Source organism: Neorhizobium sp. USDA 3394 (genome assembly GCF_056280385.1).
Window position 1 is genome coordinate 1,790,125 of the sequence record NZ_JBWCDU010000001.1, and the last position, 14,380, is coordinate 1,804,504.

At 61.2% G+C, this 14,380-nt stretch carries 16 protein-coding genes; 12 read left to right on the forward strand and 4 right to left on the reverse strand.

Annotated features, from left to right (window positions below):
• Positions 1-50: 50 nt before the first annotated feature.
• A complete protein-coding gene (locus ACZ9EJ_RS08490; RefSeq protein WP_046626594.1) occupies positions 51-365 on the reverse strand; it encodes a DUF1476 domain-containing protein in 315 nt (104 codons plus the stop codon).
• 671 nt (positions 366-1,036) lie between these two features.
• On the opposite strand from ACZ9EJ_RS08490, the gene purC reads away from it, so the two are divergent.
• The 12 genes from purC (at position 1,037) to ACZ9EJ_RS08550 (ending at position 9,860) form a co-directional block, all read left to right on the forward strand.
• Positions 1,037-1,801, forward strand: a complete 765-nt coding sequence (gene purC / locus ACZ9EJ_RS08495) for a phosphoribosylaminoimidazolesuccinocarboxamide synthase (RefSeq protein WP_007770061.1) — start codon at positions 1,037-1,039, stop codon at positions 1,799-1,801.
• Positions 1,802-1,817: 16 nt separating this feature from the next.
• The gene (purS, locus tag ACZ9EJ_RS08500; RefSeq protein ID WP_046626597.1) at positions 1,818-2,060 is read left to right on the forward strand and encodes a phosphoribosylformylglycinamidine synthase subunit PurS; all 243 of its coding nucleotides are present in this window, start codon (positions 1,818-1,820) and stop codon (positions 2,058-2,060) included.
• A gap of 17 nt (positions 2,061-2,077) precedes the next feature.
• Complete coding sequence (locus tag ACZ9EJ_RS08505; protein ID WP_046640348.1) at positions 2,078-2,335, forward strand: hypothetical protein; 258 nt, start codon at positions 2,078-2,080, stop codon at positions 2,333-2,335.
• Positions 2,332-3,012: a phosphoribosylformylglycinamidine synthase subunit PurQ gene (purQ, locus tag ACZ9EJ_RS08510; protein ID WP_046626601.1), complete on the forward strand. Its 681-nt coding sequence runs from the start codon at positions 2,332-2,334 to the stop codon at positions 3,010-3,012. The genes ACZ9EJ_RS08505 and purQ overlap by 4 nt, the downstream gene beginning before the upstream one ends.
• 57 nt (positions 3,013-3,069) lie before the next feature.
• Positions 3,070-3,468, forward strand: a complete 399-nt coding sequence (locus ACZ9EJ_RS08515) for a hypothetical protein (protein ID WP_046626603.1) — start codon at positions 3,070-3,072, stop codon at positions 3,466-3,468.
• A gap of 219 nt (positions 3,469-3,687) precedes the next feature.
• Positions 3,688-4,242, forward strand: coding sequence for an acyloxyacyl hydrolase (locus ACZ9EJ_RS08520; protein ID WP_046626605.1), 555 nt, complete (start codon positions 3,688-3,690; stop codon positions 4,240-4,242).
• A gap of 152 nt (positions 4,243-4,394) precedes the next feature.
• Positions 4,395-6,602 (forward strand): phosphoribosylformylglycinamidine synthase subunit PurL, encoded by a 2,208-nt coding sequence (gene purL, locus ACZ9EJ_RS08525; RefSeq protein WP_046640349.1) that lies wholly within the window; start codon positions 4,395-4,397, stop codon positions 6,600-6,602.
• Between the two features lie 159 nt (positions 6,603-6,761).
• Positions 6,762-7,439 carry a hypothetical protein gene (locus ACZ9EJ_RS08530; RefSeq protein WP_046640350.1) on the forward strand — a complete coding sequence of 226 codons (678 nt, stop codon included), beginning with the start codon at positions 6,762-6,764 and terminating at the stop codon, positions 7,437-7,439.
• A 107-nt stretch (positions 7,440-7,546) separates the two neighbouring features.
• Positions 7,547-7,783, forward strand: a complete 237-nt coding sequence (locus tag ACZ9EJ_RS08535) for a BolA family protein (protein ID WP_007770085.1) — start codon at positions 7,547-7,549, stop codon at positions 7,781-7,783.
• Between the two features lie 3 nt (positions 7,784-7,786).
• Positions 7,787-8,035 (forward strand): hypothetical protein, encoded by a 249-nt coding sequence (locus ACZ9EJ_RS08540; RefSeq protein WP_046626610.1) that lies wholly within the window; start codon positions 7,787-7,789, stop codon positions 8,033-8,035.
• Positions 8,036-8,185: 150 nt separating this feature from the next.
• Entirely contained in the window at positions 8,186-8,521 is a 336-nt protein-coding gene (gene grxD / locus ACZ9EJ_RS08545) for a Grx4 family monothiol glutaredoxin (protein WP_007770088.1), read from the forward strand.
• A 133-nt stretch (positions 8,522-8,654) separates the two neighbouring features.
• A complete protein-coding gene (locus tag ACZ9EJ_RS08550; RefSeq protein WP_046640388.1) occupies positions 8,655-9,860 on the forward strand; it encodes a multidrug effflux MFS transporter in 1,206 nt (401 codons plus the stop codon).
• 62 nt (positions 9,861-9,922) lie between these two features.
• Here ACZ9EJ_RS08550 and ACZ9EJ_RS08555 read toward each other — a convergent pair whose 3' ends face one another.
• The 3 genes from ACZ9EJ_RS08555 to alaS are packed head-to-tail and all read right to left on the reverse strand — an operon-like array spanning position 9,923 to position 14,379.
• A complete protein-coding gene (locus tag ACZ9EJ_RS08555; protein ID WP_046626612.1) occupies positions 9,923-10,747 on the reverse strand; it encodes an inositol monophosphatase family protein in 825 nt (274 codons plus the stop codon).
• A gap of 50 nt (positions 10,748-10,797) precedes the next feature.
• Positions 10,798-11,664 carry a tRNA 2-thiocytidine(32) synthetase TtcA gene (gene ttcA, locus ACZ9EJ_RS08560; protein ID WP_046640351.1) on the reverse strand — a complete coding sequence of 289 codons (867 nt, stop codon included), beginning with the start codon at positions 11,662-11,664 and terminating at the stop codon, positions 10,798-10,800.
• A gap of 54 nt (positions 11,665-11,718) precedes the next feature.
• Entirely contained in the window at positions 11,719-14,379 is a 2,661-nt protein-coding gene (alaS, locus tag ACZ9EJ_RS08565) for an alanine--tRNA ligase (protein ID WP_046640352.1), read from the reverse strand.
• Between the last annotated feature and the right edge of the window lies 1 nt (position 14,380).

The window sequence follows — 14,380 nt, forward strand, 5'->3', positions numbered from 1 at the left end:
GAAAGCCGCGCCGACGGGCGCAGCCTTCCTGCAGGCTTCGAATATAGGGCTTACTGGTTCTCGATCTGATCAACCGCCTGAGCCAGAAGCTCCACCATCTTGGTGCGGATATCCTGGTCGGAGATGGAGACGCCGCCGGCATCGAGATCGCTGCGCAGCTTGCGGAACACATCCTCGTCGCCCGCTTCCTCGAAGTCGGCAACGACGACTTCCTTCGCGTAAGCGTCAGCGTCTGTCTTGCCGAGCAGGCCGGCTGCCCAGAGGCCGGCGAGCTTGTTGCGGCGGGCGAGCGCCTTGAACTTCAATTCCTGGTCCAGGGCAAACTTGTTTTCAAAGGCTTTTTCGCGATCGCTGAGGCCACTCATCTCGGGTCTCCCAAAGTGAACTTTATGGGAACCCCCCATAATCAAAAGAGGAGCGAAGCGCAATCGGCGGGATGTCGATTCCGGTAGAGACGGAAGCGGAATCGTGGCGCGCAATTGACGAATGCGAGTTCCGCCTGGGTGCCGATCTTCTGTCCGCTCCCGCTCCTTGAGCGCGGACACCAGCAGGTCCGGCATATCCGCGCCTGGAATTGCGATACCTTCGGCGTCGAAATCATGACGCAATTTGATGGCTAAGTCCTGCGAAGCCTTGCTGTCGAGGGTGGAAATCCAGAACTACAGGCGTAGGCGCCTGCATCGGCAATGGCGCGCGGCACAGAAGCCCATCAGCCCGTTGCGACGGGCTCCTGGCGAAACCGCAAGCTTTGCTCACAGGTAAAATTGGTCCTCAACGGCTTTGGCCCGGTCACAAAGAGCATATATGTCATGGGTCCCCGCTTTTCCTGTTTATTACCGTCCTTTCAGCCCGGACACCCCAGTTGGTAGAGCAAAACCTTCGAGAACCCTGTAATCTGAAGCTCACTGATTCCTGATTGCGCTTCGCCCACAAAGGTTTGGAGGCCCGCATTGTGAAACCCGTTCTTTTCCGATAAGGGACCGCTCAAACATTATCCATTGCGTCCGTCAGGGGCGCCAACAACGAGACAAGAATCATGAACCGTCGCCGCCGTATCTACGAAGGCAAGGCCAAAATCCTTTATGAAGGCCCCGAGCCCGGCACGCTGATCCAGTTTTTCAAGGACGACGCGACTGCCTTCAACAAGAAGAAACATGACGTCATCGACGGCAAGGGTGTTCTCAACAACCGTATCTCGGAATACCTCTTCACCCATCTGAACAAGATCGGCATCCCGACGCATTTCATCCGCCGGCTGAACATGCGCGAGCAGCTGATCAAGGAAGTGGAGATGATTCCGCTCGAGATCGTGGTGCGCAACGTTGCCGCCGGATCGCTCTCGACACGCCTCGGCATCGAGGAAGGCATGGTCTTGCCGCGCTCGATCATCGAGTTCTACTACAAGTCCGACGCTCTCGCCGACCCGATGGTCTCCGAGGAGCACATCACCGCTTTCGGCTGGGCGAACCCCGCCGAACTCGACGACATCATGGCGCTCGCCATCCGCGTCAACGACTTCCTCTCAGGGCTTTTCCTCGGTGTCGGCATCCAGCTCGTCGATTTCAAGATCGAATGCGGCCGGCTGTTCGAAGGCGACATGATGCGCATCATCCTCGCGGACGAAATCTCGCCGGACAGCTGCCGCCTCTGGGACATCGAGACCCGCGAAAAGATGGACAAGGACCGTTTCCGGCGCGACCTCGGCGGGCTCGTCGAAGCCTATTCGGAAGTCGCTCGGCGTCTCGGCATCATCAATGAAAACGAACCGATCCGCGGGACCGGACCGGTTCTCGTCAAGTAATCTGGGGGTTGGATCAGTGATCAAGGCACGCGTGACGGTCACGCTCAAGAACGGCGTTCTCGATCCGCAGGGCAAGGCCATCGAAGGCGCGCTCGGCAGTCTCGGTTTTTCCGGCGTCGGCCATGTCCGCCAGGGCAAGGTCTTCGACCTCGAACTCGAGGGCGCCGACAAGGCGAAAGCCGAGGCGGACCTGAAAGCCATGTGCGAGAAGCTGCTGGCAAACACGGTGATTGAGAATTATACTATCGCACTCGACTGAGAGTTGCGGAGTATGTGATGGCTGAGATCACAAGTGAATTGATGTATGAGCTTCTCAAGAAGATTCATCAGCGATTTGATAAAGTCGAACTATCAATTGGTGAGTTGCGAGCCGACCACATGACCTTAAGAGGACAACTTCACGTTCTCCAAGGGGATATGAACAATCTTCGCGTCACGGTTGGGCATATTGAAAATCGACTCGACCGTATCGAAAACCGCCTCGAACTGCGCGAGCTCGCCGAGGCCCAGGCAAGGTTTGAACCGCACCCATGAAATCCGCCGTCGTTCAGCTTCCCGGTCTCAATCGCGATCGCGACATGATCGCCGCCCTCACCAAGATTTCCGGAAAGGCGCCGATTACCATCTGGCAGACAGAGACCGACATTCCGGACGATGTCGACCTCATCGTCATACCGGGCGGGTTTTCCTATGGCGACTATCTGCGCTGCGGAGCGATCGCGGCCCGCATGCCGGTCATGCAGGCAATCAGGGACAAGGCCGACAAGGGCGTCAAGGTGCTCGGCGTCTGCAACGGTTTCCAGATCCTCGTCGAAGCCGGCATGCTGCCTGGCGCGTTGATGCGCAATTCCTCGCTGAAATTCGTCTGCAAGGAAGTGAAGCTCGAAGTGGTCAACGCCGACACCGATTTCACACGGGCCTATGAAAAGGGCCAGGTGCTGCGCTGCCCGGTCGCCCATCACGACGGCAATTACTTCGTCGACGCGGACACGCTGTCCGGCATGGAAGATCGTGGCGAAATCGTCTTCCGTTATGCCGAAGGCACCAACCCGAACGGCTCCCTGAACGATATCGCCGGCGTCATGAACACTCGCGGCAACGTGCTCGGCATGATGCCGCATCCGGAAAACCTGATCGAAGCCGCCCATGGCGGCAATGACGGGCGCGGGATTTTCGCCTCGGCGCTCGATGTGATCGCCGCGACCGCCTGAACCTTCATCTTATCCGGATCGATCCCCAGAACGATCAAAACCACGTCAGGACGTTTGATGCCGTTCACTTATCGCCTGCTCGCTGCATTTCCTCTCGCCGCCCTCGGCATAGCGCTTTCCGCCTGCCAGTCGGACCGGCCGGCGGCGGTGACGGCGAACCGTGCGGCGCTGCCGACGATGGAGCGCGTGGCGATTGCCGCCAATAGCTGCTGGTTCAAATCGGGCGACGCGGCCTTCAAGCCCTATCGGCTGGCACCTGAGCTCAATTCCTTCTCCGGCCGGCCGCGCATTCTCGCCGTGCCGCGCAACAGCCCCGAGTCACGCCCCATGCTGGTCGTCCAGGCCGAGGGCAACCCTGCCCGTCTCGACGCCTTCGGTCCGATGATGGGCGGCCCGGAAGGCGAGAGAATCAAGCGCGATGTGCTCCGCTGGGCTGGCGGCGCGAGCGGCTGCTGATATTAACCATTTGAATTTACATCCCTGTAAACAATCTGTTGCAGCTCTGCACCGGCCCGCCCGAATCTTTGCGTTTTTTCGCCACAAGTCATAACGGTCTGTGAACCGGCGCTGGACTGGCGCTACCCGTCATTGTACCACTTTCGTCATCGAGAAGCGGGCGGCCCGTATCGGGATCGCGCCAGCCGCAAGAATCGCGGCGCGTATGAGGGCGATGGAATGAACAAGGCATTTTTCGGATCCGTGGTCGGTGCAGTTCTGGCAGCGTCGGCGCTGTCTTCCACGGCCGTTGCGCAGGAGCGGCTGTTCGACGAAGTGCGAATCGGCGTTTCCGGTTCGATCCAGAGCAAGAGCACGTTCGAGAAGGGCGCTTTCCCGTCCGCCACCGTCTTCTTCGACCCCTTCGACCAGCGTCATGCCCAGAGCTTCATGGACCACATGCTGCGTCCGCGCGTCCATGTCGGCGCAATCGTGTCGACGGCAGGCGAAGCGAGCCAGGTCTTTGCCGGCTTCACCTGGACGGCACCGATCACCGACAAGATCTTCGTCGATCTCGGCTTCGGCGGCGCCTTCAACAACGGCAACCTCGACAAGCCGAACGACGGTCCGAAGCTCGGTTGCCATGTGCTCTTCCATGAGTCGCTCGGTCTCGGCTACAACATCACCAACAACTGGCGCGTCCTTGCGACCGTCGAGCACTCTTCGAACGCCGATCTGTGCGATCACAACGACGGCCTCTCCTATGCAGGCATCGCCGTCGGCTACAAGTTCTGATCCAGATAGGCTATCTTTTAACTGAGGCGCCGGTTTTCCGGCGCTTTTTGTTTTCCGGCCGGACCGCCGCATGGCAGTATTTTCCTGTCGCGCCGCATTGCGACATAGGTTAAAGAGCGCCAAGAGCTTGGCCCTTCAATCCAGAGAAGATCATGACCATCCCGAACAGTATCGCGATCACCCCCGAACTCGTCGCCTCGCACGGCTTGAAGCCCGACGAATATCAGCGGATTCTCGATCTGATCGGCCGCGAGCCGACATTCACTGAACTCGGCATCTTCTCGGCCATGTGGAACGAGCACTGCTCCTACAAATCCTCCAAGAAATGGCTGCGGACGCTACCGACCAAGGGACCGCGCGTCATTCAGGGGCCGGGCGAGAATGCCGGCGTCGTCGATATCGACGATGGCGATTGCGTCGTCTTCAAGATGGAGAGCCACAACCACCCGTCCTATATCGAGCCCTACCAGGGCGCGGCGACGGGTGTCGGCGGCATCCTGCGCGACGTCTTCACCATGGGCGCCCGTCCGATCGCGGCCATGAACGCGCTGCGCTTCGGCGCGCCCGATCATCCGAAGACCAAGCATCTGGTGTCCGGTGTCGTTGCCGGCGTCGGCGGTTACGGCAATTCATTCGGCGTTCCGACGGTCGGCGGCGAAGTGGAGTTCGATCCGCGCTATAACGGCAATATCCTGGTCAACGCGTTTGCGGCCGGGCTTGCCAGGTCGAATGCCATCTTCCTGTCGGAAGCCAAGGGCGTCGGCCTGCCGGTCGTCTATCTCGGCGCCAAGACCGGCCGCGACGGCGTCGGCGGAGCCACGATGGCATCGGCCGAATTCGACGAGTCCATCGAGGAGAAGCGCCCGACAGTTCAGGTCGGCGACCCCTTCACCGAAAAGTGCCTGCTGGAAGCCTGCCTCGAGCTGATGGCAACCGGCGCCGTCATCGCGATCCAGGACATGGGCGCGGCCGGCCTCACCTGCTCGGCCGTCGAAATGGGCGCCAAGGGCGACCTTGGTATCGAACTCGACCTCGACAAGGTGCCGGTGCGCGAAGACCGGATGACGGCCTACGAAATGATGCTGTCGGAGAGCCAGGAGCGCATGCTCATGGTGCTGCAGCCGGAAAAGGAAGACCAGGCCAAGGCGATCTTCGTTAAGTGGGGCCTCGATTTTGCGATCGTCGGCAAGACCACCGACGACCTGCGCTTCCGCGTGCTGCATCAGGGCGAAGAAGTCGCCAACCTGCCGATCAAGGATCTGGGAGACCAGGCGCCGGAATACGATCGCCCGTGGGTCCCATCGAATGCCCGCGCGCCCCTGCCCGCTTCGCAGGTCGCGGCACCCGCCGACTATAATCAGACCCTGCTGAAGCTCGTCGGCTCGGCCAACCAGTCCAGCCGTCGCTGGGTCTGGGAGCAATATGACACGCTGATCCAGGGCAATTCGCTGCAGCGCCCGGGCGGCGATGCCGGCGTCGTGCGCATCGAAACCCATCCGACCAAGGCGCTCGCCTTCTCGTCCGACGTCACGCCGCGTTATGTCGAGGCCGATCCGTTCGAAGGCGGCAAGCAGGCGGTCGCCGAATGCTGGCGCAACATCGTCGCCACCGGCGCCGAACCGCTCGCCGCAACCGACAACCTCAATTTCGGCAATCCGGAAAAACCGGAAATCATGGGCCAGCTGGTCGGCGCCATCAAGGGCATCGGCGAGGCCTGCAGGGCGCTCGATTTCCCGATCGTTTCCGGCAACGTGTCGCTCTACAACGAGACCAACGGCGTCGCGATCCTGCCGACCCCGACGATTGCCGGCGTCGGCCTGCTGCCCGACTGGCAAAAGATGGCGAACATCGGTTCTGCCAACGACGGCGACAAGCTGATCATGATCGGCACGGACGGCAGCCATCTCGGCTCTTCCGTCTATCTGCGCGACATTCTCGACACGATCGACGGCCCGCCGCCGGAAGTCGATTTGAAGGCCGAGCGCCGCAACGGCGATTTTGTCCGCTCGCTCATCCGCAACGGCCAGGTGACGGCCTGCCACGACATCTCCTCGGGCGGTCTTGCGATCACGCTTGCCGAAATGGCGATGGCCTCGTCCAAGGGCATGAAGGTCAGCGTCAAGGAGCAGCGCGGCCCGGCCCACGGGGTTCTGTTTGGCGAGGACCAGGCTCGCTATGTAATCGCGGTACCGGCTGATCTTGCCAATTTCGTGCAAGCGAATGCTGAAGGCGCGGGCGTACCCTTCCGCACGCTCGGCACGGTCGCAGACGACAGCCTCGTGGTCGACGACCTCATCAACGTTGCGGTCTTGCAGCTCACGGAAGCGCACGAAAGCTGGTTCCCGGCCTTCATGGCCTGATACCCGGCCAAACGCACCGGCGCGATTTGCCGCGGTCCAGGATCGCGGTTTGTCTGCACGCGTGAACAAACGTGAAGCGCAAGGGATTGATGGACTCGGGCTGTCCGGGTAAGCATCGCTATTTTTCTGACATAGGAAAGTAAGCGCGCAAAAATGCTTATGCCGATTTTGACCTGGTTGAGGTCATCGGGCCCGACCTGGCACTACAGGCGCATCTGGCTCGATGCACTGATCATCACCCTTTGCCTGAACGTTCTGGCCTGGATGATTTTTTCGAAGATGGGGATGACCACCCACGACATCTTCGATGAGGATGGCCCCATCGAAGACCTTCAGTCTGCATCGCTTGCCGTCACCGCCCTCTTTGCCGTGATGGCGGCCTTGGGGACGAGGATACTGGCACGTTTCGTCGCAATCACGACGGCCTGCATCTCGATCGTCTTCTTCATGCGCGAGATGCCAGTATGCCGTGGAAGTATGACAGTTTATTGTGTGTCGAAGACATGGCTGCCGATTATTATCGGCGCTGCCGTTCTCGTCCTGCTGATTGCGACCATCGTGTTCGAATACCGTCATAGAGGCGGCATCCTGCGCGCCATTCATCCGCGCCTTTCCTGGCCGCTGGGCCTGGTTGCCGCCGTTCTCGCCTGCAGCCAACTTGCCGAGCATTTCGATATTGTCGTGATGGAGGAGAGCATTGAATCTTACGGCTTCATGATCCTGGCCCTGAGTTCCATCTGGCTTTTCCGCTTCTCCCGCACGCAACATCTTCCACCGCTCAGAACCCGAGCCAAAGCCAGCCTCCACAAGGTGAAACACGTATTCTTGCACCATTGAGGCGGAGCTCTTCGATCCAGCTTTGACCGGAGAGCAGCTTTGAGGCAGTGTATCCTGACAAAAGGTTCCGCGGTTTTGAGTCCCGCGGAGAGAAAAGGGATGACGTCATGGCTATGAGACCCGGTGAAATCGAAGACCTGATCAAGGCCGGCATTCCCGGTGCCAAGGTCACCATCCGGGATCTTGCCGGCGACGGCGACCATTATGCTGCGGAAGTCGTGGCGGAAGCGTTCCGGGGAAAAAGCCGGGTGCAACAGCACCAGATGGTCTACGAGGCCCTGAAGGGCAATATGGGCGGTGTGCTCCATGCGCTGGCATTGCAGACTTCGGCGCCGGCGGAGTGAGCGATGGCTGACCTGATCAAGGAGATCGTTACCGGCCTCGTCGAAACTGCCCTGAAGGAACTTCTCGGCAAGTCGCATGGCCGCACGCCCGCCAAACGCAAGAAGCGGCAGATCCGCTCGGCCACGACCGGACGTTTCGCCAAGAAGGCTGCGCGTACCAAACCCGCAAGCAGACGCGCGGCGAAGCCGGCGACGAAACAGGTGAGCCGCCGGCGCACCACGGCAAGCCGCAGCAAGCAGCGCAGCCGGTGACGACAATGTACCCGGCGGTAAACGGCAGCGATGCTGGGCAATAAGCGCCTTGCGACGGACTATTCCGCTGGAATTCCCGATGCCACGTTGCTATTTAAGGCAGATGACGCAGCGCAGCGGCCCTTGAAACCGCATGTGAAAGGATAGGACATGAGCGGAATTACCGATTTTATCGCCAACGAAGTGAAGACCAATGACGTGGTTCTCTTCATGAAGGGCACCCCGCAGTTCCCGCAGTGTGGGTTTTCGGGCCAGGTCGTACAGATCCTCGATTATCTCGGCCTGGACTACAAGGGTGTCAACGTGCTCGCCGATGCGGAAATCCGCCAGGGCATCAAGGACTATTCCAACTGGCCGACCATTCCGCAGCTTTACGTCAAGGGCGAATTCATCGGCGGCTGCGATATCGTCCGCGAGATGTTCCAGTCCGGCGAACTGCAGACTCACCTGCAGGAACAGGGCATCAGCGTCCGCGGCGCGGCCTGAGATCTTCCGGGCCCCGGTCCGGGATTTTTAGAAGACATTTTCAAGGCGCCGCTCCCCACGGCGCCTTTCACGTTGTTTTTAGGAAGCTGCTGTGACCAATCCCTCACAAACGGCCCCGGACCGCCTGCGCGGCATGGGCCGGGTCGAATTCATCGCCATGATGGCGATGCTGATGGCCATCAATTCGCTCGCCATCGACATCATGCTCCCTGGCCTGCAGGAGATCGGCGCATCCCTCGGCGTCGCCAACGAGAACCATCGGCAATACGTAATCTCGGCCTATCTCTTCGGCCTCGGCGCCGCGCAGATCATCTATGGATCGATCTCCGACCGTTTCGGTCGCAGGAACCCGATGCTCTTCGGCCTCGGGCTCTATTTCGTCTGCGCGGTCGGCGCCGTCATCGCGCCATCATTCGGCGCGCTGCTGGTCCTTCGCTTCATCCAGGGTGCAGGAGCGGCCGCAACCCGGGTGATTTCCGTTTCGATCGTGCGCGACGTATACGGTGGCCGCGCCATGGCGGAAGTCATGTCGCTGATCATGATGGTCTTCATGGTCGTGCCGGTCATCGCGCCGGCAACGGGCCAGGTGATCATGCTGTTCGGCAACTGGCACCTGATTTTCGTGTTCATGGCAGTCGCCTCGCTCTGCATCGGCTTCTGGATGTATTCGCGCCTTCCAGAAACGCTCGATCCGGCCGATGTTCGTCCCTTCACCCTTTCCTCTATCCTGCGCGCCTTCCAGATGGTTCTGACCAATCGCCTCGCCCTCTGCTACACGATTGCCAGCACATTCATCTTCGGCGCCATGTTCGGTTTCATCAATTCGGCGCAGCAGATCTACGTCGGGATCTACGACCTGGGCGTCTGGTTTCCGCTGGTCTTCGCCTGCGTGGCGGTGTTCATGTCTGCGGCCTCCTTCCTGAACGCCAGGTTTGTCGGGCGTTTCGGCATGCGGCGTCTTTCGCACGGTTCGCTGCTTGGCTTTATCGGCATCACATTCGTTTGGATGCTCGTGCAGATCTTCGGGCCTCAACCCATGCCACTGGCGATCTTCATCGTGTTTTTCGGGCTCGCCATGTTCCAGTTCGGATGGATCGGCTCGAACTTCAATTCGCTCGCCATGGAGCCGCTCGGCCATGTCGCCGGAACCGCGTCCGCCGTGCTCGGCTTCATGAGCACGGTCGGCGGCGCGCTGATCGGCGTCGCGATCGGCCAGGCCTTCAACGGTACGGCGCTGCCCCTGGTCGCAGGCTTCTTCACCGTCTCGATCATCGGGTTGATCTTCGTGCTGATCGGCGAGAAGGGAAAACTCTTCCAGCCACAGAATCCGAAGATCTGAGAGACAGTCCCCAACAAAAAAGGCCGGAGCAATCCGGCCTTTTCTTGTTGATGGCCGCTATCTCAGTGACCGATGATCTCGTTGCGCAGCATCTGCCAGCTTTCCTTGTCGGTCGCGAGCAGCAGCCCGCCATCGACATGGTGCGGCATGTAAGGGGAGCCGTCGAAGCGCGCCACGTAACCGCCCGCCTCCGTGCCGATCAGCGTGCCGGCCAGATGATCCCAGGGCATCAGCTTGTTGTAGAGCACGAACTGCACGTGGCCGCCCGCAAAGGTGCGGTATTCGTGAGCCGAGCAGCGATAGTTGGCGAAGAACCGGACCTTGGCGAGATTGCCGAGGATCCGCTCGCGCTCGCCGCCGAAGAAATATCCGGGCGACGCCATGCCGATCATGGCTCCGATCGGGCGGGATTCGGCGACCGAAAGCCGGATCGCCTCGCCGTCCGGCCGCCTCATGAACGCGCCGGCGCCCTTTTCCGCCATCACCCAGTCGTCGCCCATCGGATCGTAGATAATGCCGGCGACAGTCTCGCCCTTCCAGACGACGGAGGCCATGACGCCGAAAGCCGGAATGCCCGAGGCGAAGTTGAATGTGCCATCGACCGGATCGACGACCACCGCAAATTCCGCATCGGCGAGCTTGGCAAGCAGCGACGGATCGGCCGCCACCGATTCCTCGCCGACAAAGAGCGCGCCGGGCGCGAAGGCTTCGAGCTCGCGGCGGATCATCCGCTCGGCGGCCTCGTCGGCCTCGGTCACCAGGTCGGACGGCTCGCTCTTTGAACGCACATCGCCGCTGCCGAGCCGCCGGAACCGCGGCAGGATTTCCGCCTTGGCGGCAAGGCGCAGGAGATCGGCAAGCTTCGTGATGTCGAGCGGAAGGGTCATGGCAACGGTCTCTTGGGGGATGGTGCGGGAAGACTGGGTTCGCGAAAAATTCAGAGGTTTTGAGCGGCTTGCAGGCCGGAGAAGTCGAAGAGTTTCGGATCGAGCAGGTGCGACGGGTTCACGTGCGCGAGCGCGCGCAGCATCGTGTCCTTGCGGCCCGGCATGCGGGCCTCGATATCAGCGAGCATCGCCTTCATGGAATTGCGCTGCAGGCCATCCTGCGAGCCGCAGAGATCGCACGGGATGATCGGGAACTGCATGGCGGCGGCGAATTTGGCCAGGTCGTCCTCGGCGCAATAGGCAAGCGGCCTCAGCACCATCACATCGCCCTCGTCGTTCAACAGCTTGGCCGGCATGCCGGCGAGCCTGCCACCGTGGAAGAAATTCATGAAGAAGGTTTCAAGGATATCTTCACGATGATGGCCGAGCACCAGCGCATCGCAGCCCTCTTCGCGGGCGATCCGGTAGAGGTTGCCGCGCCGAAGCCTGGAACAGAGCGAGCAATAGGTGGCGCCTTCCGGCACCTTTTCCTTCACGATCGAATAGGTATCGCGATATTCGATACGGTGCTTCACGCCGATCGAGGCGAGGTAGGCCGGCAATATATGCTTCGGGAAGTTCGGCTGGCCCTGGTCAAGATTGCAGGCAATCAGTTCGACCGGCAGCAGGCCGCGCCATTGCAGGTCGAGCAGCACGGCGAGCAGAGAATAGGAATCCTTGCCGCCCGAGAGGCCGACCAGCCAACGTTTCTGGCCATTCAGCATGCCGAAATCGTCGAAGGCCTGCCGCACCTGACGCAGCAGACGCTTGCGCAGCTTGTTGAACGAGACGGAACTCGGAGCATCCCGAAAGAGCGCAGGCACGAGGTCGTCGACGGCATCGTCCAGCTCATCGTCGATTTTGGCCGTCACGCCCATTCGCTTTTTCCTTGAAACCGAAAAGCGGGCCAAGCCCGCTTTTCCTGTCGATGATCAGGCGCCGAGAGCGGCCGCCACGGCTTCGAGCGCCTCATTGGCCTTGGCGCCATCCGGACCACCGGCTTGGGCCATGTCCGGCCGACCGCCGCCGCCCTTGCCGCCGAGCGCTACGGATGCGATGCGGACCAGATCCACGGCGCTGAAGCGCTCGACCAGATCCGGCGTGACCGCAACCACGGCGCTTGCCTTGCCGTCTTCCGAAACGCCGATCAGCGTGACGACGCCGGAGCCGAGGCTCGCCTTGCCTTCATCCGCCAGGCCCTTGAGGTCCTTGGCGTCGATGCCGTTGAGCGCCTTGCCCATGAACTTGACGCCGCCGATTTCGCGGAAGTCGTCAGCCGAACCGCCCTGCCCGCCGCCCATGGCGAGCCGGCGCCTGGCGTCCGCCAGTTCCTTCTCGAGCTTGCGGCGTTCGTCGATCAGCGCTTCGACGCGCGAAACCAATTCCGCCGGCTGCACCTTCAAGGCGCCTGCGAGCGTCTTCACGCGCTCGTCCTGCTCCGCAAGATAGAGACGAGCGGCCTCGCCCGTCACCGCCTCGACGCGACGAACGCCTGCACCGACCGCGCTTTCGCCGAGAACGCGGACAAGGCCGATATCGCCGGTCGCGTTGACATGCGTGCCGCCGCAGAGCTCGATCGAATAGGGCTTGCCTGCCTTCGGGCCTTCGATCGCCTTGCCCATCGCAACGACGCGAACCTCGTCGCCGTATTTTTCGCCGAACAGCGCCATGGCGCCCTCCGCGATCGCGTCGTCGACGCTCATCAGCCGGGTCGTGACCGGCGCGTTCTGGAGGATGATGGCATTCGCCATGTCCTCGACCTTCTGCAATTCCTCGGCCGACATCGGCTTCGGATGCGAGACGTCGAAACGCAGGCGCTCGGGCGCTACCAGCGAGCCCTTCTGGGCCACGTGGGTACCGAGCACTTCGCGAAGCGCCTCATGCAGCAGATGGGTGGCCGAATGGTTGGAGCGCAGGCGCGAACGACGGGCATGATCGACCGTCAGCGCCACCGCATCACCGACCTTCAACGTACCCTCAGCGACAGTCGCGATATGGACGAACAGGCCCTCGCCCTTCTTCTGGGTATCAGAGACGTCGAGCTTGCCATTGTCGGTCGAGATCACGCCGGTATCGCCCATCTGACCGCCGGATTCGCCGTAGAACGGCGTCTGGTTCACGACGACCTGAACCTGTTCGCCGGCAGACGCGCTGTCGACGGCCTTGCCGTCGCGGACGATCGCCTGCACCACGCCTTCGGCGGTTTCGGTGTCATAACCGAGGAACTCGGTCGCGCCGTGCTTTTCCTTGAGCTCGAACCAGATCGTTTCCGTCGCCTTGTCGCCGGAACCGGTCCAGTGCGACCGGGCTTCCGCCTTCTGGCGCTCCATGGCGTCCGTGAAACCGGAAATATCGACGCCGATCTCACGGGCGCGCAAGGCATCCTGGGTCAGGTCAAGCGGGAAACCATAGGTGTCGTAGAGCTTGAAGGCGGTCTCGCCATCGAGCATGTCGCCCTTGTGAAGCGTGTTGGTCGCATCCGACAGCAGCGACAGGCCGCGCTCCAGCGTCTTGCGAAAACGGTTCTCCTCCAGCTTCAGCGTTTCCGAAATCAGCGATTCCGCACGCACCAGTTCCGGATAGGCGCGGCCCATCTGCTGGATGAGCGCCGGCAGCAGCTTCCAGAGCAGCGGATCGCGGGCTCCGAGAAGCTGCGCATGGCGCATGGCGCGGCGCATGATGCGGCGAAGCACGTAACCGCGGCCCTCGTTCGACGGCAGGACGCCATCGGCAATCAGGAATGCGGAAGAGCGCAGGTGGTCGGCGATGACGCGGTGGCTGCCACGATGCTCGCCTTCCGCCTTGACTCCGGTCGCCTCTTCCGAGGCCGAGATCAGCGCCCGGAACAGGTCGATATCATAATTGTCGTGCTGGCCCTGAAGGACGGCCGCGACACGCTCCAGGCCCATGCCGGTGTCGATCGAGGGGCGCGGCAGGTCGATCCGCTCTTCCTTCGTCACCTGCTCATATTGCATGAAGACGAGGTTCCAGATCTCGATGAACCGGTCGCCATCCTCTTCCGGCGAACCGGGAGGACCGCCCCAGATATGGTCACCATGATCATAGAAGATTTCCGAGCACGGGCCGCAGGGCCCGGTATCGCCCATCGCCCAGAAATTGTCGCTGGTCGGAATGCGGATGATCCTGTCGTCAGAAAGACCGGCAATCTTCTTCCAGAGGCCGAAAGCCTCGTCATCGGTGTGATAGACCGTCACCAGAAGGCGCTTGGCGTCGAGGCCGAATTCCTTGGTGATCAGGTTCCAGGCAAGCTCGATGGCGCGTTCCTTGAAGTAGTCGCCGAAGGAGAAATTGCCGAGCATTTCGAAGAAGGTGTGATGACGAGCGGTGTAACCGACATTGTCGAGGTCGTTGTGCTTGCCGCCGGCGCGAACGCATTTCTGGGCCGTCGTGGCAGTCGTATAGGGGCGCTTCTCGAGGCCGGTGAACACGTTCTTGAACTGCACCATGCCGGCATTGGTGAACATCAGCGTCGGATCGTTGCGCGGCACCAGCGGGCTGGAGGAAACAACCTCGTGCCCGTTCTTTCGGAAATAGTCGAGGAAGGTCGACCGGATTTCATTCACGCCGCTCATG

Excerpts from the sequence above, each read along its gene's own strand:
- ACZ9EJ_RS08490 (WP_046626594.1), bottom strand. The coding sequence starts at position 365 with ATGAGTGGCCTCAGCGATCGCGAAAAAGCCTTTGAAAACAAGTTTGCC.
- purC (WP_007770061.1), top strand. The coding sequence starts at position 1,037 with ATGAACCGTCGCCGCCGTATCTACGAAGGCAAGGCCAAAATCCTTTAT.
- ACZ9EJ_RS08505 (WP_046640348.1), top strand. The coding sequence starts at position 2,078 with ATGGCTGAGATCACAAGTGAATTGATGTATGAGCTTCTCAAGAAGATT.
- purQ (WP_046626601.1), top strand. The coding sequence starts at position 2,332 with ATGAAATCCGCCGTCGTTCAGCTTCCCGGTCTCAATCGCGATCGCGAC.
- ACZ9EJ_RS08515 (WP_046626603.1), top strand. The coding sequence starts at position 3,070 with ATGCCGTTCACTTATCGCCTGCTCGCTGCATTTCCTCTCGCCGCCCTC.
- ACZ9EJ_RS08520 (WP_046626605.1), top strand. The coding sequence starts at position 3,688 with ATGAACAAGGCATTTTTCGGATCCGTGGTCGGTGCAGTTCTGGCAGCG.
- purL (WP_046640349.1), top strand. The coding sequence starts at position 4,395 with ATGACCATCCCGAACAGTATCGCGATCACCCCCGAACTCGTCGCCTCG.
- ACZ9EJ_RS08530 (WP_046640350.1), top strand. The coding sequence starts at position 6,762 with ATGCCGATTTTGACCTGGTTGAGGTCATCGGGCCCGACCTGGCACTAC.
- ACZ9EJ_RS08535 (WP_007770085.1), top strand. The coding sequence starts at position 7,547 with ATGGCTATGAGACCCGGTGAAATCGAAGACCTGATCAAGGCCGGCATT.
- ACZ9EJ_RS08540 (WP_046626610.1), top strand. The coding sequence starts at position 7,787 with ATGGCTGACCTGATCAAGGAGATCGTTACCGGCCTCGTCGAAACTGCC.
- grxD (WP_007770088.1), top strand. The coding sequence starts at position 8,186 with ATGAGCGGAATTACCGATTTTATCGCCAACGAAGTGAAGACCAATGAC.
- ACZ9EJ_RS08550 (WP_046640388.1), top strand. The coding sequence starts at position 8,655 with ATGGGCCGGGTCGAATTCATCGCCATGATGGCGATGCTGATGGCCATC.
- ACZ9EJ_RS08555 (WP_046626612.1), bottom strand. The coding sequence starts at position 10,747 with ATGACCCTTCCGCTCGACATCACGAAGCTTGCCGATCTCCTGCGCCTT.
- ttcA (WP_046640351.1), bottom strand. The coding sequence starts at position 11,664 with ATGGGCGTGACGGCCAAAATCGACGATGAGCTGGACGATGCCGTCGAC.
- alaS (WP_046640352.1), bottom strand. The coding sequence starts at position 14,379 with ATGAGCGGCGTGAATGAAATCCGGTCGACCTTCCTCGACTATTTCCGA.